We start from the raw sequence: 26,141 nt of genomic DNA, 5'->3' as shown, positions 1-26,141 counted from the left end.
TCTCCACCTTTTGGCTGATACGGCTGGCGGAAAGGCTGAGCTTGGAACCGGCACATGGCCGATGTGCCCCGGGGGTTGCTCCCGGAAGCATGGATATGTACCCGAAATTGCTTGCCACGAGGAGAACTCCGTGAAGAAGTCCAACAAGATGATTGCCACTGCTGCTGCCGGAGCACTGTTGCTCACTGGTGGGGTTACCGCCGTAGCCAATGCCGTAGCCCCCGAGGCCGCGCCTGTTAACGGACCCGCTGCGCCAGTCAGTGCCGAGGTCCAGCCGGCACCTGAGAACCTGGTTTCCCAGAATCGAATCACAGTGGGTGCTTCCAGCGAGGCCGTGAATGCCGCGCTTGCCAAGTGCCAGGCAGACAAGCTTCCGTTCGTGACCGTGGCCCTGGTGGATCGCTTCGGCACTGTCCAGGCCCTTCTTCGCGGTGACAATGCCGCCGAGCACACCATCGAGGCCGCCAAGCAGAAGGCCTACACCGCGGCTGCCTTTGGTGCCCCCACCAGCGAACTGGCCAAGCGCATCAACGGTACCGGCCCGTCCATTGCAGACCTTCCCGGCACGCTTTTCCTGGCGGGCGGTGTCCCGCTGAAAGTCAACGGCGTGTCCGTGGCTGGAATCGGCGTCGGCGGTGCTCCCGACGGCGCCTTGGACGAGGCCTGCGCGACCGCTGGTGCCGAAGCCCTGGCCGCAGCTGCAAAGTAACCCAAGTAAGTCGCAGCTGAGCGCGTTTTCAGCCCTCAAAACGCGCAGTGCTGCGACTTACTTGGGTTAGATCGCCTCCAGTACGCTGACGTAATTCGCGATGCCCACGCCGCCCATGTTCTGGACGGCGCCTCGTCGGGCATTGGGAAGCTGCATGTCGCCGGCGGTGCCGGTGAGCTGCATGGCCGCAATGACATGCTGCGACACTCCGGTGGCCCCCACGGGATGCCCCTTGGCCTTCAGGCCGCCGGACACGTTGACGGGAAGTTTGCCGTCCTTATACACCCAGCCTTCTTGGACAGCGCGCGAACCCTCGCCGCGGGGAGTCAGGCCCATGGCCTCGTACATGACGAGCTCGGCGATGGTGAAGCAGTCGTGGACTTCGGCGAAGTCCAGTCCATCAATGCCCACGCCTGCCATGCCCAGCGCCCGCTCCCAAGAGACACGGGTAGCGGCGAACTCGGTGGGATCGCGCTTTTCCGCGGGGAAGAAATCGTTCGCGTGACCGAAGCCCGCCAAGCGCACAGGTGCGGTCGCGCCGCCGGTAGCCGACGTTGAAATCACGACGGCGGCCGCACCGTCCGAGACCGGCGAACAGTCCGTACGGCGCAAGGGGTCCGCCACCATGGGGTTCTTGTCCGAGATGGTGCGGCAGAATTCCTCGCCAAAATCCCGGTGCATCTGGGCGTAGGGATTATCCATGCCGTTGTGGTGGTTCTTGGCCGCAATGGAACCGAGGACATCGCCCAGGCCCCCGGGGTAGGTGGCCGCGTCTATGCCCGTGCCGTAGCGCTTCCCGTAGTGCTTCGCCACTTCTGCGAACAACCCCGTGAACCCTGTGGTGGACGCCTTGCCCGCCATTTCGTACGACGCACCAAGCAAAGCCGCCCCCACCACGTCCGCTCCGGCGTCGGTCATCTTTTCCGCGCCGATCACCAAAACATTGCGGGCAGTTCCGGCGAGCACAGCCTTCACGCCTTGCTGGAACGCTGCGGAACCGGAGGCGCAAGCGTTCTCCGTGCGCGTTGCGGGGACATTGGCCAGGTCTGCAGAGAGCTGCAGGGCCAGCGATGACGTGAAGCCCAGCGGTTGCATGCCTGAGTTGAATTGGCCGAGATAGACCTCGTCGATGTCCTTGGGCTCAAGGCCGGAATTGCGGATCGCTTCACCGGCTACCTGGACAATCAATGATTCGAGGGTGTGGTCCGTGAGCTTGCCGAACTTGCTGTGTCCCCACCCTGTGAGCAGGATGTCCTTGCCGAACTGGTCTTTCAAGCTCATGCGCCTGCTCCTTCAAGTGTGTGTTCTTCGGACGTAAGCGCCACCGTAAACTCCGCCTCTGTCTTGCTGCGGATCTCTTCCACCGTGACGCTCGGGGCGAGGCGCGTGAGCAGGAGGCTCGTGCCGCCGTCGTTGTCTTCTGTGTCCGGAACGATGTCGAAGACCGCGAGGTCTGTGATGATCCGGTCAACGCACTTCAGCCCGGTCAGCGGCAGCGTGCATTCCGTGACGATTTTGGCCGAACCGTCCTTGGCGTTGTGCTCGGTGAGGACCACGACCCGCGGGGTCCCGGCCACCAAATCCATGGCGCCGCCCATGCCCTTGACCATCTTTGCCGGGATGGTCCAATTGGCGAGGTCGCCGCTGCCGGACACCTGCATGGCGCCCAGGATAGCCACCTTCACATGGCCGCCGCGGATCATGCCGAAGGACATGGCGGAATCGAAAATGCTTCCGCCGGGGGTGATGGTGACGGTCTGCTTGCCGGCGTTGATGAGGTCCGCGTCCTCCTCGCCCTCATAGGGGAACGGGCCCATGCCGAGCAGGCCATTCTCGCTTTGGAGAACCACCCGCACGCCGTCGGGCAGGTTGTTGGCCACCAAGGTGGGGATGCCGATGCCGAGGTTGACGTAGTCGCCGTCGTTCAATTCTTCAGCCGCGATGGCGGCCATCTGGTCTCGTGTCCAAGCCATGATGTGTGCTCCTTGTTTTGGTAAGCGTTAGACGGCCAGCGCTTCGGTGTGCTGTGCTCCAGGTCGCTGCCGGACTGTGCGCTGTTCGATGTCCTTAACCCGCGCGCTGGCCTGCACCAGCCTCTGGACGAAGACGCCGGGCGTGACAATGTGATTGGGGTCGAGCTCGCCCGGTTGCACAATGACCTCCGCCTCAGCGATGGTGACGGCGCCGGCTGTTGCAACCACAGGGTTGAAGTTCCTCGCCGTGTAGCGGTAGATCAGGTTTCCATCCGTGTCAGCGGTGTGGGCGTGGACAAGCGCGACGTCGGCGGTGATGGCGCGCTCGCGGACGTACGTCACGCCGTCGAACTCTTCCAACGGCTTGCCCTCGGCAACCAGCGTGCCCACGCCGGTCCGCGTATAGAAGGCGGGGATGCCGGCGCCGCCGGCGCGGAGACGCTCGGCCAGGGTGCCTTGGGGAGTGAATTCGACCTCGAGCTTGCCGGCCAGGTACTGCTCGGCAAAGAGCTTATTTTCGCCGACGTACGAGGCGATGACCTTCCTGACTTGGCCTGCTTCGATCAGCACGCCGAGGCCCTTGCCATCCACGCCCATGTTGTTGGAGACGATGGTGAGATCCCTGGCGCCCGACTCCCGGACGGCGTCAATCAAGTCGGCCGGGATGCCACTCAGGCCAAACCCCCCGACGGCGATAGTCAGGCCGTCTGCCATCAGGTCCTGGAGCGCTTGGGCTGCGCTGGCGTGCATCTTCGACATGTGGAACTCCTCTTTGAGTCTTTGTCGTGGAAGTATCCACGTTGTGGACTGGTTATCTGTAAAGGAGCCTAGGAGTGATCCTTGCTATGGTCAACGACTTCAGCGCTTGGCTACTCACGGTGTGGACTGTAAGCTCAGTCGTGTCCATATTGTGGATGAAATCTTGAAGGAGGCCTCTGTGCCGGAGAATAAGTCACCGCAGAACCCGGTGCAGGGTGCCCAGGTTGTGGGCCGCGTTGCCCAGCTGCTGAGGCTGGTGGGACGCAAACCCGAGGGGACGTCGTTGGCCGGATTGGTTCGTGAATCAGGGCTGACACGGCCAACCGTGCACCGGCTGCTGACGTCGCTGGCTGCGGAGGGATTGCTGGAGCACGATTCAGCCGCCGGGAAGTGGGTTCTTGGTCCGGAAATCTTCCTCCTGGGATCGGTAGCGGCGGCACGCTTCCCCATGGAGGACATTGCCCGACCCAGCCTGCGCCGCCTCGCCGCCGAAACTGGCGAGAGCGCGTTCTTCTCCATCCGACGTGGCAACGAAACCGTCTGCGTATTGCGTGAGGAAGGCTCGTTCCCGGTGAGGTCCTTCGTGCTGCATGAAGGCGTACGTTTTCCTTTGGGAGTTGCCTCGGCAGGAACAGCGATCATGGCCTTCCTGCCCGCCGACGAGCAGGAAACCCTGCTTGAGAACTGGCCTGCGCACGCTGGCGACTTTGCCATGGGGCATTCCGTTGACGTGGTGCGGGACAACCTTGAGCGCACGCGGCTGGCGGGCTACTCCGTGAACCCGGGGCTGATCCTTGAAGGAAGCTGGGGGATGGGCGCGGCGGTTTTTGACCAACAGGGGCGCCCGGCATGGGCCCTTTCCTTGACGGGGATCGAACCCCGGTTCCGTCCCGATCGGCAAGAATTCCTGGGCAAATTGCTGCTCGAGGAAGCTCATCGCATGACGGCAAGGCTGCAGGGCTGACCCAAGTAGGGGACAGCACATGCTCCAATGAGAGCCCAGTGGACCGTTTGCTGTCCCCTAGTTGGGTGAGCGCAGGTCCAGACGCATCAGCACCCTCGGGAATCCGTTGAGGACGGACGTCGTTTCGGCGACCTTGGTGAAGCCGGCCTGCTCGAACAGCCTGCGGGTACCCACGTACGCCATGGTCAGATCCACCCTGTTGCCCTTGTTGTCCACGGGGTAGCCCTCAATGGCTGGCGCGCCATGGCTCTTTGCGAAGTCAATTGCACCCTTTAGCAGCTTGTGCGAAATGCCCTTGCCGCGATGCCCGGGCCGCACCCTGATGCACCAGACAGACCACACATCGGCTTTGTCCGCGTGGGGGATCTTTCGGCTAGTCGCAAAGCTGGTGTCGGACCGGGGGTGCACGGCAGCCCACCCGACTACTTCGCCGCCGTCGTAAGCGAGAACGCCTGGCGGCGGATCCTCCGCAACCAGCTTTTCCACGAACTTTCCCCGCTCCTTCCGCTGGAGCTCGAGGTTCTGCTTCGAGGGAATCCGGTAACTCAGGCACCAGCACACATTGGCGTCCGGACGTTTGGGGCCGACGATGGTTTTCAAGTCCTCGAACACTGTTGCCGGGCGAACCTCGATTCCCATGCCGCCCATCCTGTCACCGCCGCCCAACTCTTCGCTAGACTGGCGGACGTGATGACCGGATCGGGCACCTGCCCTGCACGGATTGGCTACCCGGCCGAACTCTGACATGTGCCAGCGCTGCGCGCGCTCCTCCCCGTGGATTGATGACCCTGAAACCCATCGAACGAAATCCACACAACAAGGAGTCATGCATGCCCGCCCTTTTTAACCACACCATCATCGCGTCCACCGATCGCGTCGCTTCCGCCGAGTTCTACCGGTCCATCCTCGAAGCGGACGAAGCACCCAGCTGGGGGCCCTTCACCAACCTGACCTTGGCTGGCGGCGTAATGCTCCAATTCGCCGAGCCACCGGTCGAGATCCAGATGCAGCACTATGCCTTCCTCGTTGACGACCAGCATTTTGACCGCGCCTATGAGCGTCTGGTGAGTGCCGGCGTCGAGCATTGGGCGGATCCGCAGATGACCCGTGAGGGCGAGACCAACACGGAGCATGGTGGCCGGGGCGTCTACTTCAAGGACCCCTCGGGCCACGCGCTGGAGCTGATCACGAAGCCGTATGTCTAAGCCTTCGCCATTGTGTCCGAGCCATTTGGAGTTCTTCAAACGGCGAAATAATGTTCGACCGATCGCTTGATCCAGCTCGCCCCACTTTTTGGAGAACCATGACCACCACCCGTCAGTATGTAGTTGGCCCTGAAGAAGACCTCATCCTGGGGACTAAATACCGCAAGAACTCGATCATTTTTGGCATCATCGGCCTGTTCATTTTCGGCGTGGGCTTTGGAGCCATGGCATTCCTCACCGCCCGCAAGGCCGAAGGATACGGAGTAAAGGCTACGGCCGGGAAGGTTTTGGGAATCCTGGCTTTCGTCAGTGGTGCCATCTTCCTTGCCGTGTACTTCGCCAACAAATAGGCTCTCCACGCCACGAGCTTGCTCTTGTTCGTTTCCCCCGCCGTACAAGGGTGAGGAGAGCGAACAAGAGTGGGCCCGGCCAACCCAGCTTCCAGCAGCGCACCCTATCCGAATGTGAAGGAGTACGCCTGGATGCCCTGTGGGATCTTGACTTCCAGCTTGCCCTCGTGGATCCCGGAGTCGTCCACGATCTGATAGAGCGTCGGCGTCCCTGAGACCGCTACGGCCGTGGTCTTCCCATCCCGGACAACGTCGATCATGCCTTCACCGCTGACCACGATGTACACCTGCTTGGCGTGGTAATTCAGGGCAATGGAAGAACCGGCGCTGGCAGGGGTGATGGATTGCGTTCCGAGATCCCACGAACCCTTCAAAGAAAAGCTGTCACCGGGCTGATTCGCCAGCGTTGAATACAGTCCCACCCCGGCTTTATAGGGTTCCCTGCCCGCATAGTTGACCTTCTTGGTGGTGCCCAAATACGTCTCCGGAGTGGTGGCACCTGCTACCGGGCCGTCGTCGGAGGCTTCAATGGGCGCGGGGAGCGCCGCTGAAGGGTTCGCCTCTTGCAGGAGTTCGCGGATCAGCTTCTCCGTGGTCTGGTAGCCGCCCTCGCCGAACTTGATGTGACGGACTGTTCCCTCGGAATCGATCAGATAGTGGGCTGGCCAGTAGCGGTTGCGGTAGTTGGTCCATGTGGAGAGGGTGTTGTCGATGGCAACGGGGTAGGTGATGCCCAGGTCCTGCGCGCCGGACATGACGTTGCGGGTCTCTTTCTCGAACGCGTACTCGGGGGAGTGGATGCCGATGATTTCCAGGCCGGAGTCCTTGTACTTGCTGTACCAATCGGTGAGATGCGGAACGGAGCGCTGGCAGTTGATGCAGGAATAGGCCCAGAAATCCACCAGGACCACCTTGCCTTTGAGGTCCTTCAAGTTCACGGCCTGACCGCCGGGGGTGTTCAACCACTCCTGGATGCCCTTGATATCCGGCGCCGTCCCGCACGATTCCAGATCGGTGGAGCCGTTGCTGCACTTGTCCAGCTCGCGGTTTTGGTCATTTACCAGGCCACCAAGATCCAGGGCTTTCTTCACGGCCTCGTTGTCCTGGACCTGCTCTTGGAGTGTGGAGGTGTAGTCGGGCACGAGTTTCTGCAGCAGCTGCGGGAGGTTGAACACCAGGCCGATTGCGAGGGCGATCATCATGACGCCACCGGCGATGCGGATCTTGCGCTGGTTCTTCCGGAAGGCCTTGACGCGCTCTGCGACGCGGCGGCCAGCCAGCGCGAACACCAGCAGCGGAACGGCTGCGCCGAGGGCAAACGTCAACGTGAGGACTATGGTTTCGACGCCCACCTGCCCCGTGGCACCGGCTACGGCAATGGCAGCAAGCACTGGTCCTGCACAGGGGACATAGACGACGCCGAGCGCCAGTCCCAGCACCAGGCCGCCGTTTTCGGTGCCCACTTTGCGTTGCGGGATCCAGGAGAACGGCTTCTCCAGGATGTGCTGGAATCGGTCGAAAATCAGGCCGCAACCAATCAGCACCAGCACCACCAGCCCGATCCATCGAAGCAGGTCCTGCGGCAGGTTCACCAAGGTCAGCAGGAACGAGCCAACCAGCGTGAAGGTGCTGAAGCTGATCACCAGACCGAGGATCACCAAGTACGGGCGCCAGCTAGTTACAGTGCCTTTGCGCGCACCCTGCACACCTCCGGAAAGAAAGATGACCGGCAGGACGGGCAGGATGCAGGGCGAAATACCTGTAATCAGCCCACCCAGCAGGCCGATAAGTGCTAATTGCAGCATTGCGTCTCCCAACGTCGCCGGACCGGCCGTGAAGGGTGCCGGCTCCGGATATCTGTAAGCAGTTCGGAGCCGAAGCCGCGATGGCTTGGTTTGAAAACTTTTTCAATCCGCACCCATCCACGCCGGTGCCACCTCCGAATAGCTGGTGAGGCACAAACCGCCGGCGACGCAGAAGCAGCGCCGGGCAGCCAGTGCCCACACCCAATGGACCCAATGCCCTGGTTCCACGAACAAGGAGAATGACATGTTGTCCACAAAGCGCCCCGCCCTCGCCTTCGTTGGCCTCACTGCAGCCGCCCTTCTCGGACTCACGGCTTGTGGTGGTACAAGCAGTTCCAGCACGCCTCCGTCGTCGGCGTCGTCGTCCCCTGCGCCGGAGATGACGTCCGCGGCACCGTCGCCGTCGGCTTCTGCCATGACCAGCGCCGCCATGGATCCCGCCCGTGATCTTGTTGGCCCCGGCTGTGCCGGTTACGCCGCCCAGGTTCCGGATGGTGCCGGCTCGGTAGTGGGAATGGCGCAGGATCCGGTTGCCGTTGCCGCTTCGAACAACCCGCTCCTGAAGACTTTGACTGCCGCTGTTTCAGGCAAGCTCAACCCGAAGGTGGATCTGGTCTCCACTCTCAACGGCAGCGAATTCACCGTCTTTGCACCTGTTGACGATGCGTTCGCCAAGATCGACCCCGCCACCATTGAGACTCTCAAGACGGACGATGCCCTGCTGAGCAAGATCCTCACTTACCACGTAGTCCCTGGCCAGCTAAGCCCTGACCAGATCGTCGGTATGCACAAGACAGTCCAGGGCGGCGAAGTGACCGTTGGCGGCAGCAAAGATGCACTCACAGTTGATGGCGCCAACGTGATTTGCGGCGGCGTCCACACGGCCAACGCAACGGTTTACCTGATCGACTCCGTGCTGATGCCCAAGTAACCTGCCTGCCCGCAAAAAAAGCAGGCGCCGGAATCAATCCGGCGCCTGCTTTGCTGTGTTGGAAATCAGCGCTTGCCCAGGTCGCTATTTACGTAGGAGCCCTGGACGGTGGCGGTGCTTCCACAAGTGCAACCACCGTCAACCTGGAGCTTGACCGTTACGGGTTTCGTTGCATCCAGGGTGAAGCTCACGGTGTCTCCGGAATCAGTGGAGACACGGAGAGTGCTTTCTTGTTCATGGGTTTGAGTCATGGCGGGATACCTTACTTGTCGGTTGGGTCGGTCCGGGGAGACTGAACCCTGGGGATGCTTCCGGTCGGAGTTCCGCCGGGACAGTCGGAGTCAGGGCAGTCCTCCGCACACTCGTGCCTGGTCACCAGGTCAAATTGAACGCCCCGATGTTGTTCCACGCCCGTACGAATCGCGCGTTCAACAACGGATGTCGCCAAGCGCTTATGCAGTGACAGCGGATCACGGCGCAGGTCCTTCGTGAGGGCGAAACAGAGCAGCAGCATGACGATGACGAACGGTAGCGCGGCAACAATCGTGACTCTTTGAAGTCCGGCCAAAGCCTCGGATGGTTCGTCGCCGCCAGCCAGGAGCATGACCGCTGCTACTGCACCGGTAAGGCTTCCCCAGAAGATCACTACTCCACGCCGGGGGTGTTCTGCTCCGTTGGAGCTGAGCGATCCCATGACGATGGAGGCTGCGTCTGCACCAGTGATGAAGAAGATTGCCACCAGCACCATGGCCAGCACGATCACCGCTGCTGTGGCCCAGCCGGGCATGCCAAGGTTCTTGACGAGATCGAAGAGTGCGCCGTCGAAATTGACGGAGGGCACACCGTTGGCCATGGTCACCAAACCGGGTGTGCCGGCCTTGTCAGCTTCCTGCTGGACGTGGAAGGCAGCTCCACCGAAGATACCGAACCAGATAACGCTGACGATGCTTGGCACCAGCAGAACGCCGGTGACGAACTGGCGGATAGTTCGGCCGCGGCTGATGCGTGCAATGAACATGCCGACGAAGGGCGTCCAGGAGATCCACCAGGCCCAGTAGAAAATGGTCCAACTGGTCATCCAGCTACGCAGTGCTTCGTCGCCGACCGCCTCTGTCCGGGAGGACATTTCTGCCAGGTCCCGGGCGTAGTCGCCGATGGCTGAAGGGATCAGGTTGAGGATGAACAAGGTGGGGCCGGCAACAAACACGATGAGTGCCAGGACGACTGCCAGCACCATGTTGATGTTGGAAAGCCACTGGATGCCGCGGCTGATGCCGGAGACTGCAGATGCGACGAAGCAGAAGGTGAGGATGGCGACGATCACCACGAGTACCGGGGTGCCGATCTCGCCCACCCAGCCGTTGGAGGTCATGCCGCTGCCGATCTGAAGGGCGCCAAGGCCCAGGGAAGCGGCAGTACCGAACAGGGTGGCGAAGATGGCCAGGATGTTGATGAATTTCCCGAGCGGGCCTTCCACCATCCTGATGCCGAAGAGCGACGTGAACGCTGCAGAGACCAGCTGCCTGCGGCCCAAACGGTAGGTGCCGTAGGCCATGGCAATGCCCACTACTGCGTACATGGCCCATGGGTGCAGGGTCCAGTGGAAGATCGAGGTGGCCATGGCCGTCTGGATGGCAGCAGGGGTGCGGCCGTCCACAGTGCCCGGTGGTGGCGAGATGTAGTGGTAGAGCGGCTCAGCCACGCCATAGAACATGAGCCCGATGCCCATGCCGGCGGCGAACATCATCGCTACCCAGGAGACGGTACGGAATTCCGGCTTCTCGCCGTCCTTGCCAAGCGGGATGTTGCCGAACTTGCCCAGGGCGAGCCAGAGGACGAAGACGACGAACAAGGAGGCAAGAACCATGAAGAGCCAGCCGGTGTATTCCATGACCCAGTTCAGGGCGCCTTTGGAAGTTTCGGAGAGGCTGTCCCGGCCGACGAAGCCCCAGACCACGAAGGCGACGGCGATGGCGCCCGTGATTCCGAAGGTGACTTTGTCGAGCGTAAGTTTCTGGTTCCGGCGGGCAGTAACTGCCTGCTCGGTCCTGGCATGGCGCAGTTCTTCAAGGATCTGTGCGTATTCCTCAGTATCCGGCAGCGTTTCTGCGCCTCCGTCCTCATCGTCGAGGACTGCGGGGTTGGCTTCGTCCGGGGAGACGCTGATGACGTCCCCGGAGTTTTCCAGGCGGTTGGTTCTACGTGATGAAGGGGTGTCGGCCAGGTTATCCGTGGCGGGCACTTCCTCGGGAGTTAGAGGCTTTAGATCACTATTTATAGCCATGAGCGGGTCCTTTGCTCGGCGAGTCATGGGCTTGGGTTTATACATGGCCCTGGAGGGTGGGAGCGGGTAGAGGGTTGGGGGCTTCGTCCGACTCCATGACCATCATTTGTGGAGCAGTATCAAGTCGGAGCGCCTGCCCCGAATCGAGCTCACTGATGGGGCAGGCCTTGTGCATGGTGCACCTCTTTTGGTCGGCGAACGGGATTTGTGGTCGCTTAGGCTTAGTCGCCTTCTTGCGTCTCGCAAGGATCAACAGTTCTCACGTTATGCAACAGAGTGCGCCCCGTCACAGGTCAATGTCAAGGTGTTTCTTTTCCACTTCAGGCATCTTGACACTCGCCCCGAGGCGCCTCAGGAGTTGCGCATAGTGGTTACTGTTGCGTAACAAGCGACATTCAAGGCGAAAAATGGGCACGCTAGCGACGCCAGCTAGCTTTACTTAAAGGCGTGCATTACGCGGCGGGCCGGGCGGGCAGCACCTAGCGGCGTCGGTAGCCCATCTTGGCGCTGATGGCCAGGCCAGCCTCGCGGAGGGCCTCTATGAGCCCTGGCTGCTCCTCGGGAGCAAAACGGAAGGCAGGGCCGGAGATACTCACTGCGGCGATGACACTGCCCATGTGGTTGAAGATAGGCACGGCCACGGCCGTCAGGCCGATTTCGAACTCTTCATGGACCACCGCGTAGCCGTTCCGCGCGACGTCGAGCAGCTGCTTCTCCAGCTCCCCACGGTTGGTGATAGTTCGGGGAGTGCGGGCTGGGAGTCCGACGGTCTTAAGGACTTGGTTCCGTTCGTCAGCTGTCAGCGCGGCCAGGAGCACCTTGCCGCTGGACGTGGCATGCAGTGGCGTCAGGCTGCCCACCCAGTCGTAGGTGGCAAGCGTTGAGGGGCCCATGGCTTGATCCACGTTGACGGCATAGTTGGATCGAAGCACAGCAAGGTTGACAGTTTCCTTGAACTCAGCCGCGAGCGCTTCCAGTACTTCCCTTGCCTCGCGCACCACGCTCAGCCTGCCGGGGATGGATGTTGCCAGCCGGAGAATGCCGAAACCCAGCTGGTACTTGCCCCTCTCATTGTTCTGCCGGACAAGGTCGCGGTTAACCAGCGAGCCCACAAGCCTGGACACCGTGGATTTGTGGACGCCCATCTCGTCAGCAATTTCACTGACACCGGCGTCGCCTTCGCGGGCGAGGATTTCCAGGATTTGGAGCGCGCGGTCCACCGACTGGACGCCTCCGCCCTGGGCGTCTGCGTCCTTCTCGATGTCCGGATTGTTGCGTGGGGCCATGATGCCTCGTGTCGTTGTCCCAAGCAGGCGGCCGGGGCTGTAACGCCCTACCGGCCTGCTCCTCGTCTTTCCTCATCCTAGTCCGACACGGACACGGGCCTTGCGCACAAACTCGCAGAAAGGGCGATCAGCGCCCGGCTAAGGCCTCCTCTCTGGCGGCTTTGCGGGGGCGGACCAGTCTGTCACGTCCGGCGTAGACGTTAAGGCTGTGTCCGCGGCTGAAGCCAACCAGTGTCACGCCGGTCTCAGCGGCGAGGTCCGCTGCAAGGCTGGAGGGTGCGCTAACGGCGGACAGGACGGGGATGCCGGCGAGCGCAGCCTTCTGGACCAGTTCGAATGATGCCCGCCCTGAAACCTGCAGGACCAATCCCGTCAGTGGCAGCAGATCCTGGCGCAAAGCCCAGCCCACCACTTTGTCCACGGCGTTGTGGCGGCCCACGTCCTCCCGTAAACAGAGGAGCTCGGGGGTGGCGCCGTCGAGCCTAAAGAGCCCGGCCGCGTGGACGCCACCGGTCCTGTCGAACACTGCCTGGGCTTCCCGGAGGCGTTCGGGCAGTTCGGCCAAGATGTCAACGGGAACCCGCAGCCCGTCCTGGGAGGGGTCGAAATGGAGGGTCTTGCGGACGGCCTCGATGGAGTCTGTCCCGCAGATGCCGCATGAGCTGGAGGTGTACACGTGGCGCATGGTGTCCGGCATTTGTACGTCTGAGCGGAGCTGGGCCTCCACCACATTGAACGTCTGCGTCCCGTCCTTCTCGCCGGCGCAAAAACGCAGGGAGATCAGCTCGGACTGGCTGCGGATGATGCCTTCGGACACCAGGAACCCGGCCACCAGGTCAAAGTCGTCTCCCGGAGTCCTCATGGTCACAGCGAAGGAGCGGCCGCCGATCCTGATTTCCAGGGGCTCTTCGGCGGCCAGGACGTCTTCCTTGAACCGCACCGGATATTCGGTACCTGTCCCGTCGAGATGGAAGCGGTGGATCTTCCGGCGCTGTGTCATCCGTGCCATGGTGCGTACCTTCCTGGCTGGTTGGGGACATCGATGGTTGCTTGCGCCTGTGACCAGGCGCTTGTCCAGGCACTTGACCAGGCGCTGGTCCAGGGCAGCGGCATGACCGGGACGGGTTCGCCTGCTTCCACTCCGTCAGGGGGAACGGCCATGAAGCCGTCCGCCCAAGCCAGCCCGCGCATCATGCCGGGGCCTGTGTGTGAAGCAGGGAAAGCGAGGCCGTGGACAAAGGTGCAGGGAATGAGTTGTGTCCGGCCTGGGCCCGGATCGATGTCCGCCCCGGACGTGAGGTGGCCAGCTGTCTGGAGAGGCCGGTTTTGGAGGGCAGCCAGCAGTGGCTCACCGATGGTCATGAGGGCCATCATGGCGGCCAGGGGGTTGCCTGGGAGGCCGATGATGAAGCGGCCGTCCGGAAGTTCAGCCAGTACCGCAGGATGCCCCGGGCGCATGGCGATGCCGTCGAGCAGTAAGCGCCCACCGAGCGCGGCCACTGCAGTGCGGAAGTGGTCCGTTCCGGATTTCCCAGTGCCGCCGGTGGTGATCGTGACATCGGGACGCTCACCTCCGAGCGGGCCGCCAAGTGCGGACAGCCACTCTTCGTAGGAGTCGCCGATCCGTTGCTGGCTGCCTGGAATTCCGCCCAGCTGTGAAATCACTGCGCCGAGTTGCGGGCCAAACGTGTCGCGCACCTGCCCCGCTGCCGGCATACCCGAGGTCACCACCTCGGAACCGGTAAGTACGACGGCGACCCGCGGCTTGCGTTGTACCTGCAGTTCGTCGTGGCCTGCTACGGCAGCAAGGGCAATGTGTGCAGGATTGAGGAGTGTGCCGGCGGGTACGAGGACGTCGCCGGCTCGGGCTTCTTCACCGGCTGGCCGTATGTGGCGGCCGGGGAGCGTCTCGCCGGGTTTCGCATCTGGTTTCAGTGAGAGCTGCAGCCCGTATCCGGCGTCGAGGACCTGTCCGCTCTCTTTCCGAAGTACCGCTACGGCACCGTCGGGGACCAGGCCCCCAGTGGCAATGACGCTGGCTTCTCCTGATGAGAGCGGCAGCCCCGCCGTCGTGATCTTCCACGGTCCTCTGCCATGAATAGCCCAGCCATCCATGGCAGAGGACGCGTAGTGCGGAAGGTCCTGCTGCGCCGTCACTTCCGTGGTCAGCATGTATCCGATCGCGTCCGCCAGTGGCACAGACGCCGACGCAAGCGGAACAGCGCAATCGAAGGCTAACTGCCGGGCTTCAGACCACGTCGGGGCAGGCATCCGCTCGCACGGCACATGGGACGTTGGCGACGTGCCGCCGATGATTTCCTGTGCGAGCATGGATGCCCCCTTCCTGGTGTTTTTGCGTACTAAGCCTTCACGTAACCGTTCGGGTTCAGTACGAACTTTGTTGCCGCTCCGGCGTCGAATTCGGCGTAGCCGCGGGGAGCGTCCTCAAGGGGGATGGCTTGGGCATTGACTGCCTTGGCGATCTGGACCTTGTCGTGGAGGATGGCCATCATCAATTGGCGGTTGTACTTCATCACCGGGCACTGTCCCGTGGTGAAGGACAAGGACTTTGCCCAGCCGGTGCCCAGCGAGAGCGACAGGGAGCCGTGCTTGGCTGCTTCATCGATTCCGCCCGGATCCCCGGTGACGTAGAGGCCCGGGATGCCCAAGGAACCACCGGCTGCGGTGATGTCCATGAGGGAGTTCAGCACGGTGGCCGGAGCCTCGTGCGAGGCGTCCCGTCCGTGGCCGCGGGCTTCGAAGCCAACGGCGTCCACGCCGCAATCCACTTCCGGCACCCCGAGGATCTGCAGGATCTGCTCCTTCGGGTCTCCGTTGGAGACATTGACGGTTTCGCAGCCGAACGAGCGCGCCTGTGCCAGCCGGTCTTCGTTCATGTCGCCCACAATCACGACGGCGGCGCCAAGCAACTGGGCGCCGACGGCGGCAGCCAGACCCACAGGGCCGGCACCGGCGACGTACACCGTGGACCCTACGCCCACCCCGGCCGTAACGGCGCCGTGGAAGCCGGTGGGGAAGATGTCCGAGAGCATAGTCAGGTCCATGATCTTTTCCAGGGCCTGATCGCGGTCCGGGAAGCGCAGCAGGTTCCAGTCGGCGTAGGGAACCAGCACGTACTCGGCCTGTCCGCCTACCCAGCCGCCCATGTCCACATAGCCGTAAGCGCTGCCCGGGCGGTCAGGGTTAACGTTGAGGCAGATACCGGTCTTTTGCTCTTTGCAGTTCCGGCACCGGCCACAGGAAATGTTGAACGGCACCGAGACGATGTCGCCCACCTTGATGAACTCGACGTCGGGACCCACCTCCACCACTTCGCCGGTGATTTCGTGGCCGAGGACCAGGTCCTGCGGGGCTGTGGTGCGCCCACGGACCATGTGCTGATCGGAACCGCAGATGTTGGTTGTCACAGTGCGGAGGATCGCGCCATGCGGTACCTTCCGGCCGACGTTGGCCGGGTTGACGCCCGGTCCGTCCTTGAGTTCGAACGTCGGGTAGTCAGTGTTGATGATTTCGACTACGCCGGGTTCCTTGTAGGCGACTGCTCGGTTTCCAGACATGGACACTCCTCCTGGGGCGGGTTGTGGTACGGAAATTGGATCTGTCCAATTGCCCGAGAGCGGTGCTTCGATGAGGAAATACCTCCCCAGGTTTCAGGCCACCGAAGCACCATTCACGGACAATTGGATAGTTTTTGCTTAACGTTTTTTGGCTAAAGCCCAGCTGCGCCCTGAAGCTGGACTGCTGCTCCTGCGGATGCGACCGCGTGGTCGTTCTCCACGGTGCTGCCGCTGACGCCGATCGCACCGATCACAGTGCCGTCCTCGCTGCGCAGGGGGATGCCTCCCGGGAAGGTGATGAGTCCTCCGTTGGACACCTCGATGTTGTAGAGCGGTCCTCCAGGCTGCGAAAGCTCGCCGATTGCCCCCGTTGGCATGTCGAAGAAGCGGGCCGTGCGTGCTTTCTTGATGGAAATATCGATGCTGCCCAGCCACGCCCCGTCCATGCGGGTGAAGGCCTTGAGGTTTCCGCCGGCATCCACTACGGCGATGTTCATCGCGGTCGCGGTTTCGCTGGCAGCGTCGCGGGCTGCGGCAAGCACGGCATCTGCTTGGACTTGGGTGATGTCAGACATTGTTTCTCCGTTGATTGATGTCTTCTTGACGAGATGGCTCTTGGCGGGTTTGGAACTCTGGTTACGCGTTGGCCATCTGATATCTCTGCGCAACTAGGAAAGATATATCAGTCACATACTATGGCAGGCATCACACTCTGTCCAGAGCTTTTAAGCCCGTTCCAGCCGGACGATGACGGACTTGGACGTCGGGGTCCCACTGGTATCGGCTACAGAGTCCAGCGGTACAAGGATGTTGGTTTCCGGGTAGTAGGCAGCGGCGCACCCCTTGGGAGTGGAATATGAAACGATGCGGAAGTCTTCTGCCCGGCGCTCGGTTCCCTGGAATTCAGAAACCAGGTGGACCATGTCACCGTCGGCAAAGCCCAGCTCGGCGATGTCGGACTCGTTAATGAGGACCACTCGCCGGCCACCGTGGATGCCGCGGTAGCGGTCGTCCTTGCCGTAGATGGTGGTGTTGTACTGGTCGTGGGAGCGCAGTGTTTGGAGCACCAGCCGGCCGGGCGGGGCCTTGATGTATTCAAGCTCGTTGCCTGTGAAGTGTGCTTTGCCTGACGCGGTATCGAACTTCCTGGCATCGCGGGGCGGGTGCGGCAGCACGAAGCCGCCGGGGTGCTGGATCCGCTCTTCGAAGTTCTCGAAGCCATCGAAGACGGCCTCGATGTGTTTGCGGATCAGCGAGTAGTCATCACGCATGGACAGCCACGCGGCCTTGGGGGCGTTGGGCAGGCGCACGTCGCCGTCGGTGAAGAGCCGGTGGGCAAGATTGCAGACAATGGCAACCTCCGAGTGGAGGTGCTCGCTTGCGGGCTTGAGGCGCCCGCGGGATGCGTGGACCGCGCTCATGGAGTCTTCCACCGTGACCCTCTGGTCCCCGGTCCGCTGGGTGTCTTTCTCCGTGCGTCCGAGGGTTGGCAGAATCAACGCCCGGCGACCCGTGGACAGGTGCGAGTGGTTCAGCTTGGTGGAGATCTGGACGCTCAATCCTGTGTTGGCCAGCGCTTGTTCCGTGACCTCCGAGTCAGGGGCGGCGCGAACAAAGTTGCCACCCATCCCCATGAAGAAGCGGACCTTTCCGTCCCTCATGGCACGGATGGCGGCAACAGTGTCATAGCCGTGCTCCCGTGGTGAGTGGAACGCGAACTCGTTGTCCAGCCGGTCGTGGAATTTCTCCGGCATCTTCTCGAAGATGCCCATGGTGCGGTCGCCCTGGACGTTTGAGTGGCCCCGGACCGGGCAGACTCCTGCGCCGGGCTTGCCGATGTTGCCCTGAAGAAGCAGTACGTTGACCACGTCGCGGAGCGTGGGTACGGAGTGTTTGTGCTGGGTCAATCCCATGGCCCAGCACACGATGGTGGCGTTGGAGGCCAGGAGACGTTCGCCTGTGGAGCGGATCTGCTCCAGGGTGAGGCCTGTTGCTTCCACAATGTCGTCCCACTGCACTTTTTCCAGGAAACGCAGGTATTCGTCGATGCCCACCGTGTGGTCCTCGATGAACCGGTGGTCCAGCACGGTTTCCAGGCCCGGGGTCTTGCGACCCGCGGCTTCGGCCTCCACAAGGTACTTACCCAGGCCCTGGAAGAGGGCCTGATCGCCGCCGGCACGGATCTGCAGGAAGTCATCCGTCAGCTGGGTCCCTTGAATCATGCCAGCCACGTGCTGGGGGTTTTCAAAGTGCAGGAGCCCGGCTTCGGGAAGGGGATTGACGGACACGATGACCGCGCCGTTCTTCTTGGCCTTCTCCAGGGCGCTGAGCATGCGCGGATGGTTGGTACCTGGATTCTGCCCGGCTACGAAGATCAGTGACGCCGTCTCCAAGTCGGTCAGGCTTACCGAACCCTTGCCGATGCCGATGGTTTCCACCAGCGCCGAGCCCGAGGACTCGTGGCACATGTTGGAGCAGTCCGGAAGGTTGTTGGTGCCAAGGCCGCGCACCAGGAGCTGGTACACGAACGCTGCCTCGTTGGAGGTGCGCCCGGAGGTATAGAAAACGGCCTGATCGGGATGGTCCATGCCCCGGAGTTCCTCGGCCATGAGGTCATAGGCTTCCTCCCAGTCAATTGCCCTGTAGTGGGTTGCACCTTCATCGAGGAACATCGGGTGGGTCAGCCGGCCTTGCTGGCCCAGCCAGTAGTCATCGCGGGTCTTCAATTCAGCTACGGAGTGCTGGGCAAAGAACTCTGGCGTGACGCGGCGCCGGGTAGCTTCCTCGGCGACGGCCTTGGCCCCGTTCTCGCAGAACTCTGCTGCGTTGCGCTTCTCGTGTTCCGGCCAAGCGCAGCCCATGCAGTCGAAGCCATCGATCTGGTTCACTGCCAGCAGCGTTTGCACGCTTCGCACCGGACCCATTTGTTCCAGGGAGATCTTCAGTGCGTTGGCAACGGCCGGAATGCCGACAGCCTTTGTCTTGGGTTTGGTGACGGTCAGCTTTGACTCGTCGATGTTTTCACGGGGGGCTTTGGAAGCCATGCGATCTTCCCTTCAAATCTGGGTAGGCGGCTGAGGTCGTTGAAGCTGTAGACGTGGATGCCGGCAAACAGCGGATGGCCGTCGAGGGCCTGATGAACGTCCCGGATCAGGCCGGAGCTGTCATAGCGCATCACGTCACCACCGCGCAGGAGTGCCTTGGCCATTCCTGTGCCGCGGGCCAGCTTGAGTGAGCGTCCCACGCCCAATCGTGCACCCATGGCCAGCAGCTTCTGCATGGAGACCGGCCCGGGAACGCCAACCCACACGGGAAGCCGGTACCCGGCCCGGTGCAGCTCGTGCAGGTATGAGCTGATGGATTCCGCCGAAAAGCACATTTGCGTGACCATGGACGACGCCATGGGTGACTTGCCGGCCAGGCTGCTCCGCAACTGTTCTGCGCTCAGTTGTGGGTGGCCTTCCGGGTAACCGGCGATGCCAAGGGAGAAATCTTCCGAGAAAGCCTTGGTGTCCTCCATCAGCTGGCCGCTCCAGGAATACGGGCCGGCAGGGGCACTGCGGTCTCCGGCAATGAGGAAAAGCTCCCGGACGCCCTCATCGCCCAATTGGCGCAGGAAAAGGTGCAGCTCTGCCTGGCTGGCGATGCTCCGGGCTGCGAGGTGCGGGACCACGCGATAGCCCAGCCGGGCAAGCTCAATCGACGCAGCGACCGTCCTGGCCGGACCGTGATGCGGCAGGCAGGTCACGCTGACCATGCCCGGCGCCTCATAAGCGGGAGACAGTTGCCGGGCAAGGTCAGCGGAGGGACTAACCTCCAGGCGGATCGGCGTTTCCATGGCTAGCCAGCGGTTCCCGAAACCAAGGCCGGCTTCTCCAGAAGCCGTGCTTGTGCCCGGGCCGCTTCAGCGGTGTGGAGGAGCAGCAACGCCGTGGTGACTGAACCCACCCCGCCGGGCACCGGCGTCAGGGCAGCCGCCACTCCGGTGACACTGGCCTCGTCCACGTCTCCCACCAGGGAACCGTCGGGCAGGACGTTCGTACCGACGTCGATCACTACCGACGCCGGCGAAACGTGGCTGCTCGTCAGCAGTCCGGTCCGCCCCGCGGCAACAACCACGACGTCGGCAGGCCGGGTATAGCGCTCAAGGACCCCTGATTTGGAGTGGCAGATGGTGACCGTGGCGTCCTTTTCGAGCAGCAGCAGGGACAGCGGCTTTCCCACCACAGCGGAACGCCCGACGACGGCGACGTTACGTCCGGCGAGCGGAACCTGGAAATGCTCGAGGAGTTCCACCACCGCCTGTGCGGTCGCAGGGGCGAAGGCGGGCTGACCCACAGCGAGGCGGCCAAGGCTGAGCGGGTTGGCGCCGTCAATGTCCTTTTCCGGAGCGATAAGGCCCACGAGCCCGTCCGTTCGAACACCCGCGGGCAGCGGAGTTTGAAGAATAATCCCGTTGACGGACGGTTCCGCACTGAGGTCTTTCAACACACTCGCCAGCACCTGTTCCGTGGCGTCATGGCCAAGGTCCAGGATGCGGCAGCCTATTCCGGCGCGCTCCGCGGCGCGCTCAATGGACCGGACGTACCAGTGCGTGGACTCGTCGTCGGTTGCCACCACCACGGCCAAGGAAGGGCGCTGGCCCTCATATTCCAGGAGGCGGGCCTCATCCTGCGCACGCTGTTGGATGAGGGCGGCCAACCCCTTTCCGGAAAGCACTTCAGTACTCACGCGAGGATCCTTTCGCGGACGCGCTTGACGAGGGAATCGGCCGCGAGGACCACCTTCTCCTCAAGGCCGTCGGTCTGTTCTGCCAAGCGCGAGCGGGCGTCGCCGTCTTTAATGGCCACCACATTGATGTCGATGTTGACACGGGCGGTTGTGGCGGCGGCACGGGCAGCATCTGCTGCTGCCGCGACGTCGCTGATGACATTGGGGTTGGCCATGTCAAAGAGTTCCGTGGCGAGTTCCACCACCTCACCGGCAAGCTTGATCAGCTGAGCAGGTGTATGGGCTGCCTGGACCAGGGCATCCTGGATGCCGGCAGCGCGCATGGCCTTGAGTTCCTCGGTCCCGGACGGGAGTTTGTACGAATCAATAACTCGTTGGAAGGCGTGCTCATCGGCGTCCGCGAGGCGCAGCGCTTCGACAATCAAATGGTCGGCAGCGCTGGTGATGCGGGCAACGGGTTCTGCGTGCTGCGCATACTTTTCACCCGTGGTGTACCTGGCCACCATGGCCACCAAGGCGGCGCCCTGGGCAGCGTGAAGGGCGGCTGCTGCACCTCCGCCGGGGGTGGGCTGTCGTGAAGCGAGCCGGGCGAGGTAGTCGTTGATGGTTTCTGAACTGATCATGTGTCTTCCTGGGCTGGTTGACGAAGAGAGGCTGGCTGACGAAGCAAGGCTGGGGTTGAACGGGTAAGACAGCGGCCCGGACCCCGTTGCGAGGGGATGAGTCCGGGCCGCTGGCCTACTGAAGCGTCCGTCAAGCCTTAGCCGCGGAGCCTGCTCATGGTGGGGTCGTACAGCGGGTCCTGGGTGACTGTCGCCTGGATGCGGCGTCCGAAGTATTCGATCTCCACGGAATCACCAATGGAGACAGCGGCAGGAAGGTACGCGTAGGCAATGGGCTTCTTCACCGAGTAGCCGTAAGCGGCGCTGGTGACGTAGCCAACCGCTTGGTCCTTGTAGAACACAGGTTCCTTGCCCAGCACCAGGCTGCGGCCGTCGTCGACCGTCAAGCAGCGCAAGCGCCGCGCGGAGCTTTCCTCGGTGCGACCCTCAAGGGCGGCCTTGCCGACAAAGTTTTCCTTGGTCATCTTTACGGCGAAACCGAGGCCTGCTTCGAAGGGGTCGTGCTCCGTGGTCATATCGGTGCCCCATGAGCGGTAGCCCTTTTCCAGACGCAGCGAGCTGAAGGCGGCGCGCCCGGCAGCGATGACGCCGAACGGCTGGCCGGCCTTCCACAGTGCATCCCACAAGCGCTGTCCATTGTCGGCGCTCGTGTAGAGCTCCCAGCCGAGTTCGCCCACGTAGGACAGGCGCATTGCGGTAACGGTGACTCCGCCGATGGTGACCTTCTTGGAACGGAAGTACTTCAGGCCGTCATTGGAGAAGTCGTCGTTGCTGACCGTGCTGATGAGGTCACGGGCAAGCGGACCCCACAAGCCGATGCAGCAGGTGCCACCGGTGGTATCGCGGACCTGCACCCAATCGCTGGCCGTACCGTTTTCTGTCTGGTGGCGGGCGGCACGCTCGAAGTAGGCAGTGTCGATGTTGCCGTTGGCGCCCAGCTGGAACGTGTCTTCGCTGAGGCGTGCAACGGTAATGTCGCTTCGGATTCCACCAGCGTGGTCCAGCAGGAGGGTGTAGGTTACGGCGCCCGGCTTCTTGGCCAGGTCTCCCGTGGTGAGTTCCTGCAGCAGTTTCAGGGCGCCCGGGCCGCTGACTTCAAGGCGCTTGAGCGGCGTCATGTCATACATCGCCACGGCCGTGCGCGTCTTCCAGGCCTCCGCCGCAGCAATGGGTGAGCTGAACATACCGGACCACGCGTCGCGTGCCGGCGGCTGCCACTCGTCCGGCATTTCCTTCAGCAGTTCCGCGTTGGCTTCGAACCAGTAGGGACGTTCCCATCCTGCGCCTTCCAGGAAGTAGCCTCCCAGCTGCTTATGGCGGGCGTGGAACGGGCTGACGCGAAGGTTGCGGGGGGAGAGCTTGGGCTGGAGCGGGTGCATCACGTCGTAGATTTCCACGAAGTTCTGCTGGGACGTTTCGCTGACATATTCAGGGGTCAGCTGGACCTCTTCGAAGCGGTGGATGTCGCAGTCACCAAGATCAATTTCGGACTTGCCCGTGGTCAGTAGTTCGGCCACGGCGCGGGCGATGCCAGCAGAGTGGGTGACCCAGACGGCCTCGGCAACGAAGAACCCGTCCACTTCCTTGGACTCGCCCACCAATGAGCCGCCGTCCGGGGTGAAGGAGAAGATGCCGTTGAAGCCATCCTCGATTTCGCTTTCCCGCAGTGCCGGCAGGATCTGCTTGGTGGCTTCCCATGCGGGCAGGAAGTCTTCCAAGGTGAAGTCCAGGCGCGAAGGCATGTTGTGTTCGGTGATGCTGCTGGGCTCGTAGCTTCCCAGTTCATCGAGGTCCACAGGCATGGGGCGGTGGGCGTAGGAGCCGATGCCGTAGCGCTCGCCGTGCTCACGGTAGTAGAGGTCCTGGTCCTGGTGGCGCAGGATGGGCAGCTGGGCGCCGTTGGGCAGTTCGTTCTTGCCCTTCTGGGCGGGAACCGGGGTGGTCTTGACATACTGGTGGGCCAGCGGGAGGAGCGGAACGGACATCCCAATCAGCTCGCCCACTTTGGCGCCCCAGAAGCCGGCGCAGGAAACTACAATGTCGGCCGGGATGACGCCATTGGCGGTCTCGACGCCGGTCACGCGGCGGTTGGACTGCTCGATTCCGGTCACCTCGGTGTTGCCGATGTACTTCACGCCGGCGGCTTCGGTGCGCTTGATGAGCAACTGCACGGCGCGGGCTGCAAGTGCCAGGCCATCGGTGGGGACGTGGAGGCCACCAAGGATGTCTTCCTCATTGATCAGGGGGTAGAGCTCCTTGCATTCCTCGCGGGAGAGGATCTTGCCGTCGATGCCCCACGACTGGGCGTAGCCGAGCTTGCGCTTGAGGTCAGCCAGGCGGGTCTCGGTAGTGGCAACTTCAAGGCCCCCCACCTGGTTGAAACAGCTCTGACCATCTTCGGTGAGGGAGAGCAGCTTTTCCACCGTGTACTTGGCAAACAGTGCCATGGACTTGGAAGGGTTCGTCTGGAAGACCAGGCCCGGGGCGTGGGACGTGGATCCTCCGGGCATGTTCAGCGGCCCCTGATCCAGGACGGTGATGTTGTTCCAACCGCGGGTGACCAGTTCGTCGGCGAGGTTGGTGCCGACAATCCCAGCGCCGATGATGACAATGCGAGGCGTCGATGTCATGAAAGTTTCTCCTGCTGAAGTTCGTGTGTGTGGACGGTGGGGAGGGTGGCTTACCGGAAGACGACTGTGCTGGTTTGATCCAGCAGCACGCGGTGTTCGCAGTGCCAGCGGACAGCCCGGGACAGTGCCAGGGCTTCGGCATCCTGGCCCACTGTTGAGAGTGCGTTGGGGCCGTAGCTGTGGTCCACGCGGATGACTTCCTGCTCGATGATCGGGCCCTCGTCAAGGTCTGCCGTCACGTAGTGCGCGGTTGCGCCAACGAGCTTCACGCCGCGGTCATAGGCCTGGTGGTAGGGGCGGGCGCCCTTGAAACCGGGCAGGAACGAGTGGTGGATGTTGATGGCCCGGCCCTCGAGGGAGCGGCACAGGTTGTCCGAGAGTACCTGCATGTAGCGGGCGAGCACCACCAGGTCAGCCTTGTATTCATCCACGAGTTCCAAGAGCTTTTGCTCCGCCTCGGCCTTGGTGTCAGGGGTGACAGGGACGTAGATGAAAGGCAGTCCGGCTGCCTCGGCCATGGCGCGGTGGGTCTCGTGGTTGGAAACGACAGCTACGAGGTCTCCGCCCAGGCTGCCGCCGCGCCAGCGGAAGATGAGATCGTTGAGGCAGTGTCCAAACTTGGACACCATGACCAGCACGCGCTTCTTGGTCTTGTCATGGAAGCTGAATTTCATGTCGAAGCGGTCAGCGATTGCACTGAACTCTTCCTCAAGCCGGTCCGCCGAGTATTCGGGGGAGCCGGAAAAGGCGGTGCGAAGGTGCAGCGTCTGGCGGATGCCGTCGTCGAACTGCTGGTGTTCGTCAATGTTGAAGCCGCGCTCAAACAGGAAGGTTGTGACCGCCTGCACGATTCCGGCGCGTTCGACGCACGACAATGTGAGTACGAACTTCTGTGCTTGCTCGTCATTGAGCGCTGCTGGCTGGGGCAGGGTGCTTGTTGGTGAGTCTGTCGCCACGAGGGTCATGTCTCCTCCTTTAGATATATTCTTGGGTCCCGTACTGATATATTAGGATTCGGAATCAGCGTATACTGGTCTCAAGGACAGGTCAATAGGTTTTCGGGAACTGCGGAAAGGGCTGGCACTGTGGCATTTGGAACTCTGGCAATCTCGGACGATACCAGCAGGAAATCCTTGGCCGACGTCGCGTATGAGCGTTTGCGCGATCGGCTCCTGATGCTGGACATCAAACCCGGGGACCTCCTCAACGATGACCAGTTGGCGAAGGATCTGGGGATCGGACGCACTCCGGTGCGCGAAGCCTTGAAGCGGTTGGAACTGGACCGCCTGGTGGTCACCTATCCGCGCCGTGGAACATTTGCCACCCGCGTTGACGTGACGGACCTGGCCTTTATTTCAGAGATCCGCACGCAACTCGAGCCACTGGCTGCAGCACGCGCGGCACGGGTGGCTTCTCCGGCCACGAGGGAGCATCTGCGGAACGTAATGAAGGAGGTGGATGCCTTTGATGTGGCCGCCGCCTCGGTTGTGGAGACCCTGCGACTGGATGCCAGCGTCCATCAGGGCATCTATGCGGCCGCGGCAAATCCTCATCTCGAGGACGTCCTGATCCGCTATGACAACCTGGCAACCCGAATTTGGTGCATGGTCCTGGATAGGCTGCCGGACCTTGAGCATCACGTGCGCGAACACCTGGACCTCCTGCGCGCGGTCATTGACGGTGATGAGGAAGAAGCGGCGGAGTTGGCAAAGGCCCACGTCACAGGCTTTGAGCACGCCGTCCGCACGGCCCTCTTCGCCGTGTAGTAATTGCCTCCCGGGAATTCTGGGATTGACTCCCCGCTTCGGCGATTGCATACTGAAACTAACTAATATATCACCCGGATATCAGTCTCCTGGCTCTTCGCCCGGCGTGCAGTACCGGGCGCTTGTGATGAAATCGCAGGCTTCAGTCCCTTGGAGTATCACGTGACCTTTGCACCACGCCCTTTCGAACACATCACGCTTACTGGCTCCGGCCGTGTAAAGCGGGGCATGGCGGAGATGCTCAAGGGCGGCGTCATCATGGACGTCGTTAACGTCGAGCAGGCCCGAATCGCCGAGGACGCCGGTGCCGTCGCCGTCATGGCACTCGAGCGCGTACCCGCCGATATCCGCGCCCAGGGTGGCGTGTCCCGCATGTCAGATCCGGACATGATCGATGCGATCATCGCCGCCGTGTCCATCCCGGTCATGGCCAAGGCCCGCATCGGCCACTTCGTCGAAGCCCAGGTCCTGCAGTCCCTCGGCGTGGACTACATCGACGAGTCCGAGGTCCTGACCCCGGCCGACTACGTGAACCACATCGACAAGT

Annotated in this window: 24 protein-coding genes and 1 pseudogene; 7 read left to right on the top strand and 18 right to left on the bottom strand. The window is 62.4% G+C overall.

Translation table 11 applies throughout. The annotated features are described in order from the left end of the window. Nucleotides 1-130: 130 nt before the first annotated feature. Nucleotides 131-709: a GlcG/HbpS family heme-binding protein gene (locus tag AB4Z15_RS23510; protein ID WP_442019183.1), complete on the top strand. Its 579-nt coding sequence runs from the start codon at nt 131-133 to the stop codon at nt 707-709. Between the two features lie 66 nt (nt 710-775). On the opposite strand, the gene AB4Z15_RS23505 is transcribed toward AB4Z15_RS23510, so the two are convergent. From AB4Z15_RS23505 to AB4Z15_RS23495, 3 genes are read right to left on the bottom strand one after another with little or no spacing between them, the layout of a single operon-like run. Next, nucleotides 776-1,990 (bottom strand): acetyl-CoA acetyltransferase, encoded by a 1,215-nt coding sequence (locus AB4Z15_RS23505; protein WP_442019182.1) that lies wholly within the window; start codon nt 1,988-1,990, stop codon nt 776-778. Further along, nucleotides 1,987-2,682 (bottom strand): CoA transferase subunit B, encoded by a 696-nt coding sequence (locus AB4Z15_RS23500; protein WP_442019181.1) that lies wholly within the window; start codon nt 2,680-2,682, stop codon nt 1,987-1,989. The genes AB4Z15_RS23505 and AB4Z15_RS23500 overlap by 4 nt, the downstream gene beginning before the upstream one ends. Nucleotides 2,683-2,709: 27 nt before the next feature. Then, nucleotides 2,710-3,441: a CoA transferase subunit A gene (locus tag AB4Z15_RS23495; RefSeq protein ID WP_442019180.1), complete on the bottom strand. Its 732-nt coding sequence runs from the start codon at nt 3,439-3,441 to the stop codon at nt 2,710-2,712. A gap of 178 nt (nt 3,442-3,619) precedes the next feature. Here AB4Z15_RS23495 and AB4Z15_RS23490 point away from each other — a divergent pair, with 178 nt between their 5' ends. After that, nucleotides 3,620-4,405: an IclR family transcriptional regulator gene (locus AB4Z15_RS23490; RefSeq protein ID WP_442019179.1), complete on the top strand. Its 786-nt coding sequence runs from the start codon at nt 3,620-3,622 to the stop codon at nt 4,403-4,405. 57 nt (nt 4,406-4,462) lie between these two features. On the opposite strand, the gene AB4Z15_RS23485 is transcribed toward AB4Z15_RS23490, so the two are convergent. After that, nucleotides 4,463-5,044: a GNAT family N-acetyltransferase gene (locus AB4Z15_RS23485; protein WP_442019178.1), complete on the bottom strand. Its 582-nt coding sequence runs from the start codon at nt 5,042-5,044 to the stop codon at nt 4,463-4,465. Between the two features lie 191 nt (nt 5,045-5,235). On the opposite strand from AB4Z15_RS23485, the gene AB4Z15_RS23480 reads away from it, so the two are divergent. Together AB4Z15_RS23480 and AB4Z15_RS23475 are read left to right on the top strand one after the other, a co-directional pair. Then, nucleotides 5,236-5,610, top strand: a complete 375-nt coding sequence (locus AB4Z15_RS23480) for a VOC family protein (RefSeq protein WP_442019177.1) — start codon at nt 5,236-5,238, stop codon at nt 5,608-5,610. Between the two features lie 98 nt (nt 5,611-5,708). After that, on the top strand, nt 5,709-5,960 hold the full coding sequence (locus AB4Z15_RS23475; protein WP_442019176.1) for a hypothetical protein: 252 nt from the start codon (nt 5,709-5,711) through the stop codon (nt 5,958-5,960). Between the two features lie 104 nt (nt 5,961-6,064). Here AB4Z15_RS23475 and AB4Z15_RS23470 read toward each other — a convergent pair whose 3' ends face one another. Then, nucleotides 6,065-7,765 carry a cytochrome c biogenesis protein DipZ gene (locus AB4Z15_RS23470; RefSeq protein WP_442019175.1) on the bottom strand — a complete coding sequence of 567 codons (1,701 nt, stop codon included), beginning with the start codon at nt 7,763-7,765 and terminating at the stop codon, nt 6,065-6,067. Between the two features lie 244 nt (nt 7,766-8,009). On the opposite strand from AB4Z15_RS23470, the gene AB4Z15_RS23465 reads away from it, so the two are divergent. Then, nucleotides 8,010-8,696, top strand: a complete 687-nt coding sequence (locus AB4Z15_RS23465; protein WP_442019174.1) for a fasciclin domain-containing protein — start codon at nt 8,010-8,012, stop codon at nt 8,694-8,696. A gap of 65 nt (nt 8,697-8,761) precedes the next feature. Here AB4Z15_RS23465 and AB4Z15_RS23460 read toward each other — a convergent pair whose 3' ends face one another. From AB4Z15_RS23460 to purU, 13 genes are all read right to left on the bottom strand, one after another. Beyond that, nucleotides 8,762-8,947 (bottom strand): hypothetical protein, encoded by a 186-nt coding sequence (locus AB4Z15_RS23460; RefSeq protein ID WP_442002769.1) that lies wholly within the window; start codon nt 8,945-8,947, stop codon nt 8,762-8,764. An 11-nt stretch (nt 8,948-8,958) separates the two neighbouring features. Continuing rightward, complete coding sequence (locus AB4Z15_RS23455) at nt 8,959-10,980, bottom strand: BCCT family transporter (RefSeq protein WP_442019173.1); 2,022 nt, start codon at nt 10,978-10,980, stop codon at nt 8,959-8,961. A 479-nt stretch (nt 10,981-11,459) separates the two neighbouring features. After that, a complete protein-coding gene (locus AB4Z15_RS23450) occupies nt 11,460-12,266 on the bottom strand; it encodes an IclR family transcriptional regulator (RefSeq protein ID WP_442019172.1) in 807 nt (268 codons plus the stop codon). A gap of 127 nt (nt 12,267-12,393) precedes the next feature. After that, nucleotides 12,394-13,275 (bottom strand): formate dehydrogenase accessory sulfurtransferase FdhD, encoded by an 882-nt coding sequence (gene fdhD / locus AB4Z15_RS23445; protein ID WP_442019171.1) that lies wholly within the window; start codon nt 13,273-13,275, stop codon nt 12,394-12,396. Next, nucleotides 13,263-14,597 (bottom strand): molybdopterin molybdotransferase MoeA, encoded by a 1,335-nt coding sequence (locus tag AB4Z15_RS23440; protein WP_442019170.1) that lies wholly within the window; start codon nt 14,595-14,597, stop codon nt 13,263-13,265. Before AB4Z15_RS23440 ends, fdhD begins: the two co-directional genes overlap by 13 nt. 29 nt (nt 14,598-14,626) lie before the next feature. Then, entirely contained in the window at nt 14,627-15,844 is a 1,218-nt protein-coding gene (fdhA, locus tag AB4Z15_RS23435; RefSeq protein ID WP_431117782.1) for a formaldehyde dehydrogenase, glutathione-independent, read from the bottom strand. A gap of 152 nt (nt 15,845-15,996) precedes the next feature. Then, entirely contained in the window at nt 15,997-16,419 is a 423-nt protein-coding gene (locus AB4Z15_RS23430; protein WP_442019169.1) for a GlcG/HbpS family heme-binding protein, read from the bottom strand. 150 nt (nt 16,420-16,569) lie between these two features. Then, the gene (locus AB4Z15_RS23425) at nt 16,570-18,888 is read right to left on the bottom strand and encodes an FdhF/YdeP family oxidoreductase (RefSeq protein ID WP_442019168.1); all 2,319 of its coding nucleotides are present in this window, start codon (nt 18,886-18,888) and stop codon (nt 16,570-16,572) included. Beyond that, nucleotides 18,843-19,682 carry a methylenetetrahydrofolate reductase gene (locus tag AB4Z15_RS23420; RefSeq protein WP_442019167.1) on the bottom strand — a complete coding sequence of 280 codons (840 nt, stop codon included), beginning with the start codon at nt 19,680-19,682 and terminating at the stop codon, nt 18,843-18,845. Before AB4Z15_RS23420 ends, AB4Z15_RS23425 begins: the two co-directional genes overlap by 46 nt. A gap of 2 nt (nt 19,683-19,684) precedes the next feature. Continuing rightward, nucleotides 19,685-20,575: a bifunctional 5,10-methylenetetrahydrofolate dehydrogenase/5,10-methenyltetrahydrofolate cyclohydrolase gene (locus AB4Z15_RS23415; protein WP_442019166.1), complete on the bottom strand. Its 891-nt coding sequence runs from the start codon at nt 20,573-20,575 to the stop codon at nt 19,685-19,687. Further along, nucleotides 20,572-21,198, bottom strand: a complete 627-nt coding sequence (locus AB4Z15_RS23410; RefSeq protein ID WP_377652555.1) for a cyclodeaminase/cyclohydrolase family protein — start codon at nt 21,196-21,198, stop codon at nt 20,572-20,574. Before AB4Z15_RS23410 ends, AB4Z15_RS23415 begins: the two co-directional genes overlap by 4 nt. Before the next feature lie 137 nt (nt 21,199-21,335). Then, nucleotides 21,336-23,828 carry a GcvT family protein gene (locus AB4Z15_RS23405; RefSeq protein WP_442019165.1) on the bottom strand — a complete coding sequence of 831 codons (2,493 nt, stop codon included), beginning with the start codon at nt 23,826-23,828 and terminating at the stop codon, nt 21,336-21,338. A gap of 50 nt (nt 23,829-23,878) precedes the next feature. Next, nucleotides 23,879-24,793 carry a formyltetrahydrofolate deformylase gene (purU, locus tag AB4Z15_RS23400; protein WP_442019164.1) on the bottom strand — a complete coding sequence of 305 codons (915 nt, stop codon included), beginning with the start codon at nt 24,791-24,793 and terminating at the stop codon, nt 23,879-23,881. A 120-nt stretch (nt 24,794-24,913) separates the two neighbouring features. Between purU and AB4Z15_RS23395 the strand changes: the two genes are divergently transcribed. Both AB4Z15_RS23395 and AB4Z15_RS23390 read left to right on the top strand, forming a co-directional pair. Then, the gene (locus AB4Z15_RS23395) at nt 24,914-25,594 is read left to right on the top strand and encodes a GntR family transcriptional regulator (RefSeq protein ID WP_442019163.1); all 681 of its coding nucleotides are present in this window, start codon (nt 24,914-24,916) and stop codon (nt 25,592-25,594) included. Between the two features lie 192 nt (nt 25,595-25,786). After that, nucleotides 25,787-26,141 (top strand): annotated as a pseudogene (locus tag AB4Z15_RS23390) (pyridoxal 5'-phosphate synthase lyase subunit PdxS); the annotation flags it as partial.

Source organism: Paenarthrobacter sp. 2TAF44 (assembly GCF_052114885.1).
In the GTDB taxonomy this organism is placed as follows: domain Bacteria; phylum Actinomycetota; class Actinomycetes; order Actinomycetales; family Micrococcaceae; genus Arthrobacter.
This window is presented reverse-complemented; position numbering and strand designations above follow the sequence as displayed.